Here is a 15,729-nt window from a genome sequence, read left to right as displayed (position 1 = left end):
ATTGGGCATGGAATTATTAAGGCAACCATTTGGTTGCATGTCAAGAAGTCAGGAGGAAACAATCGAGCGCACGAACTCGCCCTTGGCCCGGGTGTAGGTTTCGCGATCCGTGCCGTGACGCGAAGCCAGTTCGCGCTTGAGGGCGGCGTAGCGCTCAGCCTGCGCTGGGTTGGCACGCAGCGCATCGCGAAAGGCGAGCCGTTGGCGCCATAGTTCGCCGTCGTGCACCACCACATGCAGATGGTGGGTACGGTGGCCGTCGGCGTGACGCATGAACCAGCGGCGGTCGGTCAGGCTGGCGTTGAACTCCACCGAGGTGACGTAGCCGTGTTCGAGCAGCGGTTGGAATAGGGCGTCGGCCATGGCCATGGAGGCGACCCCGGCCATGACGTCGATGATGGGCTTGGCCGGCATGCCGGGGATGGCGGTACTGCCGATATGCTGCACCTCGATCAGCTCGGCGGGGAAGCGCTCCCGCAGGCGGCTGCGCTCGGCGTCGAAACGTGCCGGCCAAGCGGGGTCGTACTCCGCCAGGCGCACCGGCTCGTCAATGGCCTGCTGCAGCGACTGGGCTTCGTTCATGAGGGCTCCCGGAAGCGGAGGATTGTGTGATGGTAGCGGGCTCGCGCTGATGACGCAGGGCGCCGGGCGGGTGGCCATGAATGCGCTTGAAGGCGCGGCTGAAGGCCGCGGTACTGCCGTAGCCCAGGCGGTAGGCGACGGTTTCGATGGGTTGGCGCTCGCGGCCGATCCACTGGGCCGCCAGGCGCATGCGCAGCTCGGTCACGTAACGATGTGGCGTCATGCCCGTCACCGCCAGGAAGCGCTCGGCGAATACCGAACGCGAGCTGCCCATTTCGGCAGCAAGCTCTGCCACCGTCCAGTTGCGCCCCGGCTCACGGTGCAGGGCGGCGATGACGCGCCCCAGGCGCGGGTCGCGTAGCGCCTCGATCCAGCCGGTGGCATCGCCACAGCCGCACTCCACCCAGCCGCGCACGATGAAGGCCGCCATCACATCGGCGAGCCGCGCCAGAATGGCGGCATAACCCGCACGCTCGCTCTTCGCCTCGCGCTCCATTGCCTCGAGCATGGGTAGGATCTCGGGCTGGCGCTCGAGCAGGGTGCCGACGTACATCACTTCGGGCATCAGCGAGACCAGGGCATGCATGCTGCCCAGATCGAACTCCATGCAGCCGCTGAAGGTCAGGGCGCCGTCGAGGGTGCAGTCCTTCGGGCAGGCGCGAATCGCGCTGACCGCCTCGCACAGCCTGGCGCTTTCGAAGGCGGTGACGTCCTGGGCCGGCTGGTCGGGGGTGGAGAGCAGGGCATGCAGGCCGCCGCGTGGCAGCAAGAGCGCATCGCCGCTGGCCAGGGTGTGGACGTTGCCGCTGGGGCTGCGCAGGTAGACGGGGCCGCGGGCCACGAAGTGGAACTGCGCCCAGCCTTCTACCTGCCCGAACTCTACCCCCATGGGGGGTGAAAGCTGAATGCGGCGATAGGCGATGCCGCGCAGGCGCATGCCGAGCAGCAGCTCACTGACCAGGTCGTTGGGTAGTTCCGGTTTCGGCATCTCGCACCCCCTCACCGTGTTTGCGCAACTGCCAAGCGTACCGCTCATGTCGATTCGGATGAACGATCAATTATTCGAGAGCTTCTAGCATAGATCGTCCGGCCCGCTCGCTCTAGTCTTCTCGTTCCTGACGAAAGCTTCTCTAGGAAAGGAGAACGAGAATGAACGAGCTGGCACCGCGGGCACGGCCCGCCTGGGGGGCGGTTATCTCGATGGCCCTCGGTGTGTTTGGGCTGGTGACGGCGGAATTCCTGCCCGCCAGCCTGCTGACACCCATGGCGGCGGATCTGGGTATTACCGAAGGCATGGCGGGCCAGGCGGTGACGGTCACCGCAGCGGTGGCGCTGCTCACCAGCCTGCTGATCTCGACAGCGACCCGGCGAATCGACAGGCGCCATGTGCTGTTGGGGTTCTCCATGCTGCTGGTGGCCTCGAACCTGCTGGTGGCGTTTGCCCCCAACCTGGCGGTACTGCTGATCGGGCGCGTGCTGCTGGGGATGGCGCTGGGCGGCTTCTGGACCATGTCGATCGCCACCATGATGCGCCTGGTGCCTGAGGATCTGGTGCCGCGGGGGCTGTCGATCATGTTCAGCGGCGTTTCCGCTGCGACCATCGCCGCGGCGCCGCTGGGTAGCTACTTCGGCGATCTGCTCGGTTGGCGCGACGTGTTCCGCATGGCGGCAATGCTGGGCGTGCTGGCGCTGATCGTGCAGTTCCTCACCCTGCCGCGTATGGCGCCCAGCGGCATGACCCGCCTGCGTACCCTGTTCGATGTGCTGATGCGGCCACGAGTCGGCCTGGGCATGCTGGCCGCGGCCCTGGTCTTCACCGGTCACTTCGCCTTCTTCACCTATATTCGTCCGTTCCTCGAAACGGTGACCGGCGTCGGTGTGAGCGGTGTGGCCACCATCCTGCTCGGTTTCGGCGTGGCCAACTTCCTCGGCAACTATCTGGGTGGCTGGATGGTCGAGCGCAGCCTGCGGCTGACCATGCTCTTGATGCCGCTGCTGATGGGCACGCTCGGTCTCTCACTGGTGCTGCTGGAAAGCACGCCGGTCACCGATGCCGCGCTGGTGGCGGTGTGGGGGCTGGCCTTCGGCGCCATCCCGGTGGCGTGGTCGACTTGGCTCACCCGCACGGTGCCGGACGAGGCCGAGAGCGCCAGCGGCCTGCTGGTGGCCGCCATCAACCTGGCGATTGCCACCGGCGCTGCCGTAGGCGGGCTGATCTTCGATCTGGGTGGAGCGCTCAACGTGTTCGCCGCCAGCGCCGCGGTACTTCTGCTGGCCGCGCTGATGATTCTGATGGGCGTAAGGACACGACCGCTGGCTAGCGCCTCGACCTGAACGCCGCCTGATTGAAGTGCGCAGCCCGCTTCGGCGGGCTGCGTTTTTGCCATCGCTTCCCTCAGCTGTTAGCGTGGGAAGATAGAAGAACCAACAAAAGGAGCAGGTGACATGGATTCTGCCGTCAATACCATCGTGGGCCAGGCTCTGGTCATGCAGCAGGTCCAAGCCGCCCAGCAGGTACAGCTCGAGGTCTATAAGGAAGCGCTGGACATGCAGAAGGATCAGGTCCAGGCGCTGATGGCTTCGGCTTCGGTAGAGCCGCAGTTGGCCAACGATGGGATGGTGGGTACCCAGATCAATACCTACGCCTAGTCTTGGCCGCAAAATTTCTGCGCTTGGCCATACGGCGTTATAAATCAGCTCAAAGTACTCATTTACAACCTGTAAACTCCGTCTTTTCGCTGATTTTTGCCTTGTCTGATCTTCGCTCGTCGACTTTCTGTACGCTAACTTTTCCTTCCCTCATTTTTCCAACGCCCACTTCACTGCTTCTTCGGCGTGAATGGCCGTGGTGTCGTAGAGCGGTACCGCGGTATCGCTCTGCTGTACCAGCAGGGCGATTTCGGTGCAGCCGAGGATCACCGCTTCGGCTCCCTGCTCGCGTAGCGATTCGATGATCTCCAGATAACGCTGGCGCGAGTTCTCCTTCACCTGTCCCAGACACAGCTCGTGATAGATCACCTCATGCACGAGGTCGCGCTGAGCTGCGTCGGGCACCAGTACCTCGATGCCGAAGCCTTCGGCGATGCGCCCCTTGTAGAAGTCCTGCTCCATGGTGAAGCGGGTGCCGAGCAGGCCGACGCGGCGAATGCCATCGGCGGCCAGGCGCTGTGCCGTGGCATCTGCGATATGCAGCAATGGAATCGTGATCGAGGCCTCGATCTCCGGCGCTACCTTGTGCATGGTGTTGGTGCCGATCAGCAGGAAATCCGCCCCTGCGGCTTCCACGCTGCGCGCGGCCCGGCTCAGGATCTCGGCGGTGGCGTCCCAGTCGTCGGCATGCTGCAGCCGTTCGATCTCGGCGAAGTCGACGCTGTAGAGACACAGCTTGGCCGAGTGAAACCCGCCCAGGGCGGCTTTCACTCCTTCGTTGAGCGCACGGTAGTAGCTGACGGTGGATTCCCAGCTCATGCCGCCGAGTAGGCCGATGGTCTTCATGGTCATGCGTTCCCTCTGGTTGTCGTTATTCCATATCAGTTGCTACGCCGCTAGCTCAGGTTTCGTACTCGTCGTGACGCCGGTTCCATACGTAGGGTGGCGTCTGCGGCCAGCCGGGTGGGGACTCTTCCCAGCTTTCCTGGCGGCCATAAGGCGTCAGGTCCAGGTAGGTCCACAGGCTGCCCAGGTACTCCACGCCGCGCTTGCCGCTGAAGTAGGTGCGAAAGACCCGCTCGCCGTCGCGCAGGAAGACGCTGATGCCATGCCGCTCGCCGCGGTCGGTATCCGGCGCATGGCAGTTGCAGCTGGTCACGCCCATGTCCTGATTGAAGCTGCCGTTAAGCGACGAGACCCACGTTGGGTGCTGCCAGCCCATGCGCGCCTGGTAACGCTGGAGCTTTTCCAGCGGCGCCCGGGAGACCAGTACCAGGGTGGTATCGCGGGCGTTGAGGTGGGCGGGGTGAGTCATGGCGTCCACCACCCAGGAGCAGCCGTCGCAGCCGGCCTCCCACTCGGGCCCGAACATGAAGTGATAGACGATCAACTGACGGCGCCCCTCGAACAGGTCGAGCAGGGTGGTCTCTCCCTGTGGCCTTTCGAAGACGTAATCGGCGCGCACCTCGGTCATCGGCAAACGGCGCCGCGCGGCATTGAGCCTGTCGCGCTCACGTGTATGGGCCTTTTCGCGAGCGATCTGTTCGTTCAGCGCGCTGCGCCACTCCGCTTCGGAGACAATGGGAGGCAAGGGTGAGGTCGTCATGGAGTATTGCTCCTCAAGCCAGATTGAGTTGCCAGGAGACGCCGAAGCGGTCGTTGAGCCAGGCGAAGCGGGTGCTGAAGCCGTAGTCGCCGGGCGGCATCAGCGTCTCGCCGCCATCCGCCAGGGCTCGATGGAGGCGCTCGAATTCCTCGGCACTCTCGCACTCGACGAACAGCGATATCGAAGGCGTAAAGGTGAAGGGGTGTTTGATGTGGCTGTCGATGCAGGTATAGCGTCGCCCGGCCAAGGTGAACTCGGCCTGCTTGATGCTGCCTTCCCTGCCCGGCTCCTCGGGGCCGTAGTGTTCGAGCCGGACGACCTCGGCATCGTCGAACAGCGAGACGTAGAAGCGCATGGCCTGTTCGGTATCGCCTTCGAACATCAGCTGCGGGGTGATGTGATGCGGCATCGGTACTCCTCCTCCAGGTGCTCGAAGGTGGGCCAGAATGGGGCAGGCGGTTGACCGTGCAGCACGTTGGCCAAGATGCCCAGGTGGGAATGCCAGCCACCAGCCACGTTGACCATGGTGCCGTCATCGGCGAGGTGCCGGTGGGTGACGACCAAGCGCACCTGCTCGCCTGCCTCGCTGAGTTCGAAGATCACCTCCGAAGGGGCCTCGTTGCCGCCGCCCCAGGTCCAGACAAGCAGATGGGGCGGTTCGCAGCGCAGCACCTGGTGTTGCGTCGTGAAGCTGCCGTCGTACTGACGAAGGCGTTCGGTGGGCGGCGTTCTGTCGGGTGTCAGCTCGGTATTGTGGAAGTGTAGAGCAAAGGAACTGCCGGCCCGCGGCTCCATGGCGCCGGGGGCGAGCCACTGGGCACGCTTGCCCGATTCGGTGAGGAAGGCCCAGACCCGTTCGATGGGCCCCGGCAGCAGGCGCTCGAAGCGGACGCTCTCTTCGGCAATCCGCTCGCCGTAGTCGATGTCATCCATCCTGCCTCTTCTCCTTCGTCGATTTACCATCCGGGGCGGCCTGCAGCGCCGTTTCCAGCGCGTTCAGCCGCTGGCTCCAGAAGCCTTCGTAGAAGCTTAGCCACTGCTCTGCCGCCGCCAGCGGCTCCGGGCGCAGCCGGCAGTAGTGGGCGCGCCCTTCGATACGGCGTTCCACCAGCCCCGCCTGCTCCAGCACGCGAACGTGCTTGGAAACGGCAGCCAGCGAGATGGGGAACGGTTCGGCCAGCTCGCCGACCTTGCGCTCACCCATCGCCAGCCGCTCGAGCAGCAGGCGGCGGGTTGGGTCGGCCAGAGCATGGAAGATCTGATCCAAGTGTGCTTCGTTATATTCAACCATATGGTTGATATAGCCTTGGCAGGAGAAATTGTCAACTCCTTGGTTGAATGTCCTGAAGCTATCAGGGCGATTGAAACTTCTCCGCTTTACCTGAAGCTAACTTGAGGTATTAGCCTGCGCTACAAGGTTGCTCTACGAGATAAGTTATTTTTGAACGCAAAGGAGAGACGCCATGCAGGCTGTAAGGAATACCCAACCCCTTCATGAATCGACCCAGTGGGAGACGTCGGCGCTCGACCTCGACGCCTACCTGGCGCGTATCGGCTACCGTGGCTCCTTGACGCCCAGCCTGGAGACATTGAAGGGGCTGCAGCAGTCGCACCTCGCCGCGGTGCCGTTCGAGAATCTCGAGATCGTCACCGGTGGCGAAATTCGCATCGACCTGGAAAGCCTCCAGGACAAGCTGGTACGACGCCGGCGTGGCGGCTATTGCCATGAGCACAACACGCTGTTCGCCACGGTGCTGGATCGGCTCGGCTTCGAGGTCGCGGGGCGCAACGCGAGAATGCTGATGGGCGAGGATGCGAGCGTCGTCACTCCTCTCGGCCATACCATGCTGGTGGTGAAAGTGGCGGGCCACGACTGGATGGTCGATGTCGGCGTCGGCAATGTCGGGCCGCGTGAGCCGATCCGGCTCGAGGCGGACCGCGAGGTGAGTCATGGCCCCTGGGAGTATCGCCTGGAGCGCTCGCCGCTGGGGTATTGGCTGCTGCGTCATAAGCGCCTCGGTGAGTGGTTCAACATCTATCAGTTCAGTGACGAACCCTGCTATCGCGCCGACTCCGGCGAATACAACTATCTGGCTTCTCGCCATCCCGAATCGCCATTCGTGCGGCGCATCGTGGCTCAGCACAACGGCGCTGAGGTTCGGCTTGCGCTCACCGATCTCGAGCTGAAGATCTTCCGCCCGGGCCGGGAGCCGGAGCTGCAGCGGATTGAAGCCGATGCGCTGCCCGACGTGCTGCGCCAGCGCTTCGGTCTCAAGCTGGCGCCTGAGCAGGAGCGCGCGCTGTTGCAACGAGCCGAGACGCTCGTCGAGACCACCTCCGAAGGGGAGCAGCTCGGCACCTGAGGGCTCGCTAGAACCGGTTATCGGCGATTGCCGGCACCACCACCACCTTGACGTAGGCGCTGGGCGACAGCGCCAGCAGAGTGCGCACCAACTGCACCACGTCGTGCATGGGAATGAGCTCGCCGTCGCCGCGGCAGGCTGCACGCTCGAGCGGCACGCTCAGGTCGTCCTCGGTATTGAGATAGCCGAGCTGCAGGCAGGTTACCGCTAGGCGCTGTTCGCGAAACCCCTCGCGCAGCGCCTCGGCGATGCCGCGCAGGGCATGCTTGGTGGCGCCGAAAGCGACCTCCGGCCGGCCGTGGCCGGGCAGGGCGGAGGTCGAGCCGGTGAGTACGATACGCGGCGCACGGGAGCGCAGCAGCACGGGGAGCAGTGCCTGGATCAGCAGAATGGCACCGCTGACGTTGACCGTGACGATTCGCTGGATCTCTGCCGGGCTGTCGTCCAGGAAGCGGTAGTCGGGCTCGAAGGCTCGGCTTTCCCACAGCCCCAGGTTGTAGACCAGCACGTCGAGCCCCTGCGCTTCCACGGCTTCGGCCAGCGTGGCGGCCGCCCGCTCGGGGGAGGCCAGGTCGGCCTCGATCCAGTCGATCTCGAGCCCGGTGCGTACCGGCAATGGCTCCGGCATGCGGCGCGATACGCCGATCAAACGGTCGCCGTTATTGCCAAGCCCTTCGATGAAAGCCCGCCCCAGGCCCTGGCTCGCGCCCACGATCATCACGTTCATAGTGCCGCTCCTCGTTGTGCTGACGTTGCCCGCACCCTACGACCTCAAGCGCAGCTGAGGTCAAGCGCTGGGCTCAGCAAAGGCTACCGAGTGCTGTCTTGCGCTGCGCGCGACGCTCGGCCAGGGCCTGCTCGGCGTCCTCCTTCAGCGGCAGGCGCGAGGCCCACAGGATGTCGTCGCGCCGATGGTTCATGTCGTCGAGCATGTGGTCGTCGTGGGCCAGCAGCGGCAGATAGCGCTGGCGAAACCGCCGTCGACGCAGGTAGCGGTGAATCCGGGTCTCGATGGTATGGATCAGCCCTAGAGGCGGCATGGCCGGCATGTAGAAGTCCGGCTCGGGCGGCGGCGTAGAATGCTTGGCTTGCGTCGGCTTGGGCTGATGATGAAGCGGTTCGTACTGACTCATGTCGCACCTCCTCACGGGCCGCCACAGGCTGGCTGCCGTGATCTAGCTTGAAAGTGAGTGGAGGGTCGCGACCTCTTGCAGGACAGTGTCGCGCTTGCGATTGGATCAATCCAACGAAAAAGACTAGAGTCTCCTTTAAGATAAATTGAAAGGTGGCGCCATGACCCAACTGCCTTCCACTGCCCTGCATTCGCCGCTGCCGCTGCTCGATACCGACGTGCTGCGTACCTTCGTGGCGATTGCCGAATGCGGCAGCTTCACCCGGGCCGCGCGCCAGGTGTTTCGCACGCCCTCAGCGCTCAGCATGCAAATCAAGCGCCTCGAGGAGACGCTTGGCCATGCCCTGTTCGTCCGTGAGGCCCGCCAGGTACGCCTCACGCCCGAGGGAGAAACGCTACTCGGCTATGGGCGGCGCCTGCTCAAGCTCAACGAGGAGGCGGTGACGCAGTTCCTCGCACCCAGCGTGTCGGGGCGGCTGGGCTTCGGCACCACCGATGACGTGGGCACGCGCATCCTGCCCGGTGTGCTGGCGCAATTCGCCCGCTCGCACCCGGCGGTTCAGGTCGACGTGGTGGTGGGCAGCAGCCGTGAGATGCTGGCCCGACTGGAAGCCGGAGAGCTCGATCTGATTTTGGTGACCGCCGGCAACCCGGGGCAGGAAATACGCGGCGAGATCGTGCACAGCGAACCGCTGGTGTGGGCGGGACGGGAAGGCGGGCTTGCCGCGCAGCGCTCGCCGCTACCGGTGGCGCTGGCCCACTCCGGCTGCGCTTGGCGGGGCATGGCCCTCGAAGCCCTGGACCGGGCCGGCTTGAGCTACCGCATCGCCTACTCCTGCGAGCACTGCGCCGGCCAGGAGGCGGCCATGCTCGCCGACCTGGCGGTGGCACCGTTTCCGCTGAGCCTGGTGCGACCGCCGCTCAAGCGCATCGATCCCGGCCTGCTGCCGCCACTGGGTGAATATCAGCTGGCGATGGTAAGACGGCCCGGCGCCGATCAGGCATGCGAAACGCTGGCAGGGCAGGTCATGGCGGCCTTTCAGAAGCTCTGAGGCGCGACTCACTGCACCGTATCGTTGGGGCGATAAAAGAGGAAAGCCTCGGTTTCGACAGTCAGCAGAAACTCGTTGGCCCAGTGGGGGTGTACCGTGCGGTCGTGAAAATAGAGTGCGCCGTCGGTGTGGTCGGGCAGCTCCCGGTTCAGCGCCTGGCGCGCCACTTCCTTGGCCACTTCATAGGCATCGCCCTCCACCACCTCATCGGGGCGACCATCGCACCACCACGAGAACTGGCATGGGCTCTGCTCCGAGCCCTGCTTCACCACCTCGCAGACTGTGTTGGGAAATTCCTCGCTGGCAAGCCGGTTGATCACCACGTTGGCGACCGACTCCATGTCGCGGCCTTGTACTCCCTTGGCTTCCCAATAGATGCTACGCGCCAGGCAGGTAAGCGGCTCTTCCAACGGGTCGCTGCCCACCGGATCGATGACCTGCGCCTCCTGCTCCTCGAGCGGCTCTACCGGCTTGCGGACTTCCACATCAGGCGCCACGACCTGCTCCAGTACCTCGGCCTTGCGTACGGCTTCTTCTGCCTGCACCGCAGTATCGGCCAGCACGGCCGAGATGGGCAGCGCCAGAGAAAGCCAGCCGGCCAGCAGCGGAAGGCGCATGGAGGAACCTTTATTGTGTCGTTATGGTTCGCGAAGTGAAGAGATTACGTAACGAGTATAGCGGTCCGGATGTACTGCCCTACCAACGCCACCGTATGGTTTTCATCCTACGGCAGGGAACAGGCGGCGTGGCACCCACCACAGGAAGAACGCCATACCGATGAGCTCTACCAGTGACTGGAACACGACGACGACTACGGCCAGCTCGTAGGAGGCGGGCAGGGAAAGGGCCAAGGGAAGCACCACGAAGGAGTTGCGTGTGCCCAGGCTGAAGGCTAGCACCCGCCCCTGGGCGGTAGGGAGCTTCCACAAGGATGCCAGCAGCCGAGCCAGGGCGGCCGCCAGCAGCAGAAAGCCGATGAAGGTGAGCAGCAGCCCGCCGAGCAGCGGCAAGGAACCGGCAACGACATTCACTTGAGTGGCAGCAATACTGAACACCACCAGCGCCAGTAGCGGCACCGGCAGCCATCCCAGCCGCTCGATGCCGGCTGCGCGCTTGAGATGGCCCTGGGCCCACTTCTCGGTGATGAAGGCCAGCAGCAAGGGCAGCAGAATCAGCCCGGCAAATGCCAGCAGCAGCTCACGCTGCACCAGGGCGAGGCGCAGGCTTTCATCCACGAACAGCCAGAGGTAGAGAGGCAGCAGCGCAAGCTGCAACAACAGGCTCACCGGGGCGAAGGCGATGGCGTACTGCGCCTTACCGCCGCCCAAGTGAGAGAAAGTGATGAACCAGTCGGTGCACGGCACCAGCAGCACCAGCAACAGGCCGAGGCGTACCGCCGGCTCGGTGACGAACAGGCTTGCCAACCCCCAAGCGACGAGCGGCAGCAGGACGAAGTTGCCGACCACCGCCGCGGCCAGAAAGCGCGTGTCGCGCCAGGCGGCGCGCAACTGCATGAGCGGCACCTGGGTGAAGGTCACGTAGAGCAGCGCCCCCAGCAAAGGCCATAGCAGCGCTTCCAGCACCCCGACCCGCTGCGGCAAAGCGCTACCCAGCGCCAGGCCCATGGCGATGAACGCCAGATAGACCAGGACCTGATACTTCTCGAGCGTCTGACGGGTCAAAGCGACTGCCTTGTCAGTTTGGGTTGGGCCAATGTCGAAGCGCCTCATCGATGCGCTTTTTGAATCGGCTGACCTGATCGGTGGTGAGTCTCTCGCTCTTGTATAGAGACAGTACCTTGAGGCGGCAGTTAGGAGCGCATGTTCGAACGATGGCCGTTTTCAATACACGCTTGACAGGCTGCCACAGCACCAGCTTGTCGACCCACCAGGGCGAGCCTAGAGAAGTCACCACCAGCATGTGGCGCAGCCGATGTAGGCGGGGTGTGATAGGGCCGTAATCGTCGGCATGATCGTAGGCCACGCCTGGGGCCCAAACGCGATCGAACCAGCCCTTGAGGATAGCGGGAAAGCCGAACCACCAAGTGGGAAAGAGCAGAACTATGGCCTCGGCCGCAAGTAACCGCTCGATTTCGGCATTCACCAACTGCCGCTCGTAATCGTCGAAGTAGCTGCGGCGCTCCTCAATCGTCAGAGCGGGGGTGAACCCTCGTGCGTAGAGGTCTTCGACTTGCACGGCATGTCCCGCTCGCTCGAGCGCCTCGACAACATGAGTCGTCAGCGAAGCACAAAGACTTTCCGCGAGTGGGTGCGCTTTAACCACGAGGCAGTGCATCGATTTCCCTCATGAAATCGGCAGGAAAACCGGAGCGTAGCAGATCGCTCTTGGCTTGGCTGTTATTGCGCCTATCATCTTGACCTCAATTTTACTTGAGGTTTTACGCTTCAGCTGTGTAACCACGCAAAGGAGCGAATCATGCAGCGCGTTCAAGCGGATATTTGGGAAACCGAAATGGAGAGTCCCTTTCCCGGACTGACCGTTCACGCCTATCTGCTGACCCGGGACGAGGGCAATGTGCTTTTCTATAACACCGGCTATCAGCATGAGATCGATGAAATGGCGGAGCTGGGCGGTGTGGCCTACCAGTACCTGAGCCATCAGGACGAGCTGGGGGAAACGCTCAAGACCATCCACCAGCGATTCGGAGCCAAGCTGGGCGGCCACCGCGCCGAGCGGGACGAGTTTGCCCGCTATCGCACGCCTGACATTCTGTTCGAGCGGCGCGAGATGCACCTGGGCAACGTCGAGGTAATCCCCACTCCGGGCCACAGCCCGGGAAGCACTTGCTTCCTGGTGCACTCACCTCACGGCAAGCGCTACCTGTTCACCGGAGACACCCTCTACCGTGGCGAGAAGGGCGATTGGCACGCCGGCTTCATTCCCGGTCACAACGATGAAAAGGATCGCGAACAGCTGGCCGAGAGCCTGAGGCTGCTGCGCGAACTCGAGCCGGACGTGGTGTTCGGCAGTGCCTTCGCCGGGGATACGGGTTTTGAGGAAACGACACCAGAGGACTGGAAACGCCATGTCGATGGCGCCCTGGCGCGGCTGCTGGGTTGAGAGGGCGTATTATCGGGAAAGAGGCTGGCTCACTGCCCCAGGAGCAACTGCCAGTACCCGACATCGATCCATCGATCTTGCTTGTAGCCAATCTCGCGGAATTGAGCGACTTTCTCGAACCCAAGCGCCTCATGCAAGGCGATACTGGCGGCGTTGGGCAGTGCGATGCCACCCACCACGGTATGCAGGGGGCGCTGGCGAAGCTCATCGATCAGCGCTGAGTAAAGCCGGCGCCCGACTCCCTTGCCCGTCACGCTCGGGTCCAGATAAATCGTCGCTTCCACCGAACCGCCATAGGCGCAGCGACCCTTCCAGCTCGAGGCGTAGGCGTAGCCAATTACCTTTCCTTCCACCTCTGCCACCAGCCACGGAAGCCGGGCAGCCTGGGTCTCGGTGATTCTCCGAGCCATCTCCTGGGGCGGGATAGGCTCCACCTCGAAGGTGATGCAGGTGTTGGCAATAAAGGGGTTGTAGATCGCGGTAATGGTGGCCGCATCGCTGGCTTCAGCAGGACGAAGGGTAACTTCCATGGTGGATGGCATCTCTCTATCTCTATGGTCAGCCGGGGGCAGCCAGGGTCAGGCCGCCGGCGCCGCCAGGCTGAGCACCTGGGCGGTGAGCGTGGCCGTGTCGAGCATCAGCATGGCTTCCTGTTCGCCGTCCAGGCTAGCGACACGCTTGCCGCGGTCGATCCAGGCCGCCGAGCGGCCCCCGCCGGAACCACCGTCGCACGGCCCCACACAGTTGGCCATCAGAATCGTCATGGCGTGAGAGCGTGTGAAGGTGGCGTAGTAGGCATGCGCCTCGTCCATGCCCGGTGCGAACTTGGCCACGCTGGCCAGGTAGACGTCCGCCCCTAGGCTGGCCGCCGTGGCGACATGATCGGGCTGCAGCGACTCGTAGCAGATTGCCAGGGCCAGACGGTGCTCGCGGGTTTCGATCACCATCGGCTTCTCGCCGGAGGAGAAGTAGGGCAGTTCGTCGTCGTGCAGCCGCTGCTTGGCGTAGGCCTGACGCCCCGAATGGGGCTGAAACACCACCATGCCTATCTGCGGTTTCGTCGAGGTGACCAGCGGCAGCCCCACGCCGATCACGATCTCATGGGTGTCGCTCAGGCGCTGGAACACCTCCAGCCGCGGGTCTTCCGGGTGGGTGGCAAGTCCCTTGGCCAGCGTCGGCTCGTAGCCGGTCAGCGAGAGCTCGGGGAAGAAAATCAGCTCGGCATCGTGCGCTGCCGCCAGTTCGATGAACTCGGTGTGGCGTGCCACGTTCCCTTCGATATCGCCCGTTGTCGAGGCGTACTGCACGGCACACAGCTTCATCGGTTCGCTCCTTCTCGCGGCCCTGCGCTAAGAGTAATGCATTTGGGGCAGTCATTCTCCAAACAGATTCGAGTTGCCTACTTCAGCTTCGATACGCTCTTTTTCGGCTGCGGTCAACGGAGTTGCACGAAGCTTTCCTAGCCACTCTTCTTTTTTATCAGGCCATTCGAGAGCGATGCAAAGTTCTACTAAATTGGCATAGGCTATTGCTCTTTCTAGTGGCGATGCCTGCTCTCCGTGCCTACGCAATGCGGATGTGATGACTCTAACTGCGGCTTGATCATCGTTCTTGTACTCGCGATAGATTCGAGCGCCATCAAGAGATTTTGCTAGCCCCTTGAGATTTTTGGAACCACCATATTCCAGCTCTGCCGGCTCGTCGCGGCGAATGAAGATGATCGTATTTCCCGAGGGATCAATCAGAGAAAACCGAGAGGCGCCCTTACGGTAGCGTGTTATCCTAGGGCATCCTTTTGACAGTACTTTGCCATATGCTGCCCGCATGGCCTGTGAAAAAGCCGCATGATACGGTGCTACAGAATCCACCATGATCAGACAACCACCGCTTCTTTCCTGAGTAGGATCAAGCCCATCCGGTGGATTCTTGAAATGCAATTCAAACCCGCTCATCTTGAACGCCAAGTAGAGATAGGGCTTGGTTTGTTTCCAAGTTACTTCGAATCCGAGAGCTTGGAAAAACTCCAATGTGTTCTCTGCTGAGATACATGGGAGTAGTGGTACTGTGGCTTCATTTGGTTTAATGGCTTCCTCAATCATATTGGTATCTTTACCTCTGAGTGCGCCCTCTCTCAACCAGTAGCTGTCAGTGGTTGCGTCGAGGTGACCAGCGGCAGCCCCACGCCGATCACGATCTCATGGGTGTCGCTCAGGCCGCCAGTTCGATGAACTCGGTGTGGCGTGCCACGTTCCCTTCGATATCGCCCGTTGTCGAGGCGTACTGCACGGCACACAGCTTCATCGGCCCGCTCCCTCTCGCCTGGCTTTCCGGTAAGCGTAAGCCATTTTTCGAAACCACCACAACGGCCTGCCGTCGATGACCGCAAGCCCAAGCCCGATCAACCCCATTCCGGCCAGATGGCGCCACTCCAGCCGCTCGCCCAGCACGAAGATACCCAGCAAGATGGCGCTGGCCGGAATCAGGAACGTGACCAGCAGCAGGTTGGTCGCTCCTGCGCTTGCCAGCAGGCGGAAATAGATCAGGTAGGCCAGCGTGGTGGAAAACAGCGCCAGACCTAACACCGCCGCCCAGGTGTCCAGCCCCGGCCACGGCTGCTGCCAGAAGCGCTCCACCAGCAGCGCCAAGGGTAAGAGTACCAGCGCCGATGCCGTGACCTGCCCACAGGCAGCAACCAGAGGCGAGCAGGCCAGTGCACCAAAGCGCCGCCCGAACACCCCGGCAAAAGCATAGGAGAGCGCGCCAGCCAGCACCGCAAGCTGTGCCCACGAGTGGCGGGTGGCACCTTCATGAACATCGGCGCCCAGCATGTACACCACGCCGGCAAAACCGATTGCCACGCCCGCAAGGCGCGCCGGGGTGAGAGGCTCGTCGCGGGTCAGGAAATGCGCCACGACGATGGTGAAGAAGGGCGTGGTGGCATTGAGAATCGACGCCAGGCCGCTGGCGATATGCCCCTGACCCCAGGCGATCAGGCTGAAGGGAATCATGTTGTTGAGCAGGCCCATGCCGAAGAAGGCCATCCACAGCCGCGGGTCGCGCGGCATGCGCTGGCCCAGCAGCAGAATCAGCGCGTGCAGCGCCAGCGCCGCCAGCCCCACGCGCAGGGCCACGATGGTGAGTGGCCCCAGCTCCGCGACCGCCACCCCGACGAAAAAGAAGGAGCCGCCCCACAGTACCGACAAGGTCAGCAACAACACCCACTGCGTGAGTCCCATGCTTCGATCGATCGTCTTCATCGCTGTA

At 63.1% G+C, this 15,729-nt stretch carries 21 protein-coding genes; 5 read left to right on the top strand and 16 right to left on the bottom strand.

Annotation, left to right across the window (positions count from 1 at the left end):
• Positions 1–48: 48 nt before the first annotated feature.
• Both B8115_RS21255 and B8115_RS21250 read right to left on the bottom strand, forming a co-directional pair.
• Positions 49–582, bottom strand: coding sequence for a GrpB family protein (locus B8115_RS21255; protein WP_010629882.1), 534 nt, complete (start codon positions 580–582; stop codon positions 49–51).
• On the bottom strand, positions 548–1,570 hold the full coding sequence (locus tag B8115_RS21250) for an AraC family transcriptional regulator (protein WP_010629881.1): 1,023 nt from the start codon (positions 1,568–1,570) through the stop codon (positions 548–550). Before B8115_RS21250 ends, B8115_RS21255 begins: the two co-directional genes overlap by 35 nt.
• A gap of 161 nt (positions 1,571–1,731) precedes the next feature.
• Here B8115_RS21250 and B8115_RS21245 point away from each other — a divergent pair, with 161 nt between their 5' ends.
• Positions 1,732–2,916 (top strand): MFS transporter, encoded by a 1,185-nt coding sequence (locus B8115_RS21245; RefSeq protein ID WP_010629880.1) that lies wholly within the window; start codon positions 1,732–1,734, stop codon positions 2,914–2,916.
• Positions 2,917–3,027: 111 nt separating this feature from the next.
• On the top strand, positions 3,028–3,231 hold the full coding sequence (locus B8115_RS21240) for a putative motility protein (RefSeq protein WP_010629879.1): 204 nt from the start codon (positions 3,028–3,030) through the stop codon (positions 3,229–3,231).
• A 150-nt stretch (positions 3,232–3,381) separates the two neighbouring features.
• Here the strand turns inward: B8115_RS21240 and B8115_RS21235 are convergent, their stop codons facing one another.
• From B8115_RS21235 to B8115_RS21215, 5 genes are read right to left on the bottom strand one after another with little or no spacing between them, the layout of a single operon-like run.
• Positions 3,382–4,077, bottom strand: a complete 696-nt coding sequence (locus B8115_RS21235) for an aspartate/glutamate racemase family protein (RefSeq protein ID WP_010629878.1) — start codon at positions 4,075–4,077, stop codon at positions 3,382–3,384.
• A gap of 55 nt (positions 4,078–4,132) precedes the next feature.
• Positions 4,133–4,837: a DUF899 domain-containing protein gene (locus tag B8115_RS21230; protein ID WP_010629877.1), complete on the bottom strand. Its 705-nt coding sequence runs from the start codon at positions 4,835–4,837 to the stop codon at positions 4,133–4,135.
• A gap of 13 nt (positions 4,838–4,850) precedes the next feature.
• Complete coding sequence (locus B8115_RS21225) at positions 4,851–5,246, bottom strand: VOC family protein (protein WP_010629876.1); 396 nt, start codon at positions 5,244–5,246, stop codon at positions 4,851–4,853.
• Complete coding sequence (locus B8115_RS21220; protein ID WP_010629875.1) at positions 5,219–5,770, bottom strand: SRPBCC family protein; 552 nt, start codon at positions 5,768–5,770, stop codon at positions 5,219–5,221. Before B8115_RS21220 ends, B8115_RS21225 begins: the two co-directional genes overlap by 28 nt.
• Entirely contained in the window at positions 5,763–6,104 is a 342-nt protein-coding gene (locus B8115_RS21215) for a helix-turn-helix transcriptional regulator (protein ID WP_010629874.1), read from the bottom strand. Before B8115_RS21215 ends, B8115_RS21220 begins: the two co-directional genes overlap by 8 nt.
• A gap of 196 nt (positions 6,105–6,300) precedes the next feature.
• Between B8115_RS21215 and B8115_RS21210 the strand changes: the two genes are divergently transcribed.
• Entirely contained in the window at positions 6,301–7,200 is a 900-nt protein-coding gene (locus B8115_RS21210; RefSeq protein ID WP_010629873.1) for an arylamine N-acetyltransferase, read from the top strand.
• A gap of 7 nt (positions 7,201–7,207) precedes the next feature.
• Here B8115_RS21210 and B8115_RS21205 read toward each other — a convergent pair whose 3' ends face one another.
• On the bottom strand, positions 7,208–7,927 hold the full coding sequence (locus B8115_RS21205; RefSeq protein WP_010629872.1) for an SDR family oxidoreductase: 720 nt from the start codon (positions 7,925–7,927) through the stop codon (positions 7,208–7,210).
• A gap of 73 nt (positions 7,928–8,000) precedes the next feature.
• Positions 8,001–8,333, bottom strand: a complete 333-nt coding sequence (locus B8115_RS21200) for a hypothetical protein (RefSeq protein WP_010629871.1) — start codon at positions 8,331–8,333, stop codon at positions 8,001–8,003.
• A 160-nt stretch (positions 8,334–8,493) separates the two neighbouring features.
• On the opposite strand from B8115_RS21200, the gene B8115_RS21195 reads away from it, so the two are divergent.
• Positions 8,494–9,384, top strand: a complete 891-nt coding sequence (locus tag B8115_RS21195; RefSeq protein ID WP_010629870.1) for a LysR substrate-binding domain-containing protein — start codon at positions 8,494–8,496, stop codon at positions 9,382–9,384.
• A gap of 8 nt (positions 9,385–9,392) precedes the next feature.
• Here the strand turns inward: B8115_RS21195 and B8115_RS21190 are convergent, their stop codons facing one another.
• From B8115_RS21190 to B8115_RS21180, 3 genes are all read right to left on the bottom strand, one after another.
• On the bottom strand, positions 9,393–10,001 hold the full coding sequence (locus B8115_RS21190) for a cell wall hydrolase (protein ID WP_010629869.1): 609 nt from the start codon (positions 9,999–10,001) through the stop codon (positions 9,393–9,395).
• A 102-nt stretch (positions 10,002–10,103) separates the two neighbouring features.
• Positions 10,104–11,066 carry a bile acid:sodium symporter gene (locus B8115_RS21185; RefSeq protein ID WP_010629868.1) on the bottom strand — a complete coding sequence of 321 codons (963 nt, stop codon included), beginning with the start codon at positions 11,064–11,066 and terminating at the stop codon, positions 10,104–10,106.
• A 13-nt stretch (positions 11,067–11,079) separates the two neighbouring features.
• A complete protein-coding gene (locus tag B8115_RS21180) occupies positions 11,080–11,679 on the bottom strand; it encodes an NAD(P)H-dependent oxidoreductase (protein ID WP_010629867.1) in 600 nt (199 codons plus the stop codon).
• Between the two features lie 141 nt (positions 11,680–11,820).
• Here B8115_RS21180 and B8115_RS21175 point away from each other — a divergent pair, with 141 nt between their 5' ends.
• Positions 11,821–12,465, top strand: a complete 645-nt coding sequence (locus tag B8115_RS21175; RefSeq protein WP_010629866.1) for an MBL fold metallo-hydrolase — start codon at positions 11,821–11,823, stop codon at positions 12,463–12,465.
• 29 nt (positions 12,466–12,494) lie between these two features.
• Here the strand turns inward: B8115_RS21175 and B8115_RS21170 are convergent, their stop codons facing one another.
• The 4 genes from B8115_RS21170 to B8115_RS21155 form a co-directional block, all read right to left on the bottom strand.
• Positions 12,495–12,995 (bottom strand): arsinothricin resistance N-acetyltransferase ArsN1 family B, encoded by a 501-nt coding sequence (locus tag B8115_RS21170; protein WP_026038290.1) that lies wholly within the window; start codon positions 12,993–12,995, stop codon positions 12,495–12,497.
• Positions 12,996–13,043: 48 nt separating this feature from the next.
• Positions 13,044–13,787, bottom strand: coding sequence for a carbon-nitrogen hydrolase family protein (locus B8115_RS21165; RefSeq protein WP_010629864.1), 744 nt, complete (start codon positions 13,785–13,787; stop codon positions 13,044–13,046).
• 51 nt (positions 13,788–13,838) lie between these two features.
• A complete protein-coding gene (locus tag B8115_RS21160) occupies positions 13,839–14,564 on the bottom strand; it encodes a glyoxalase (RefSeq protein ID WP_010629863.1) in 726 nt (241 codons plus the stop codon).
• 198 nt (positions 14,565–14,762) lie between these two features.
• Positions 14,763–15,722, bottom strand: coding sequence for a DMT family transporter (locus B8115_RS21155; RefSeq protein WP_010629861.1), 960 nt, complete (start codon positions 15,720–15,722; stop codon positions 14,763–14,765).
• Positions 15,723–15,729 lie beyond the last annotated feature (7 nt).

It is taken from the genome of Halomonas sp. KM-1 (assembly GCF_000246875.1).
Taxonomy (GTDB): domain Bacteria; phylum Pseudomonadota; class Gammaproteobacteria; order Pseudomonadales; family Halomonadaceae; genus Halomonas; species Halomonas aerodenitrificans.
Note: the sequence above shows the minus strand (reverse complement) of the source record. Positions and strands in the feature narration are given on the sequence as shown.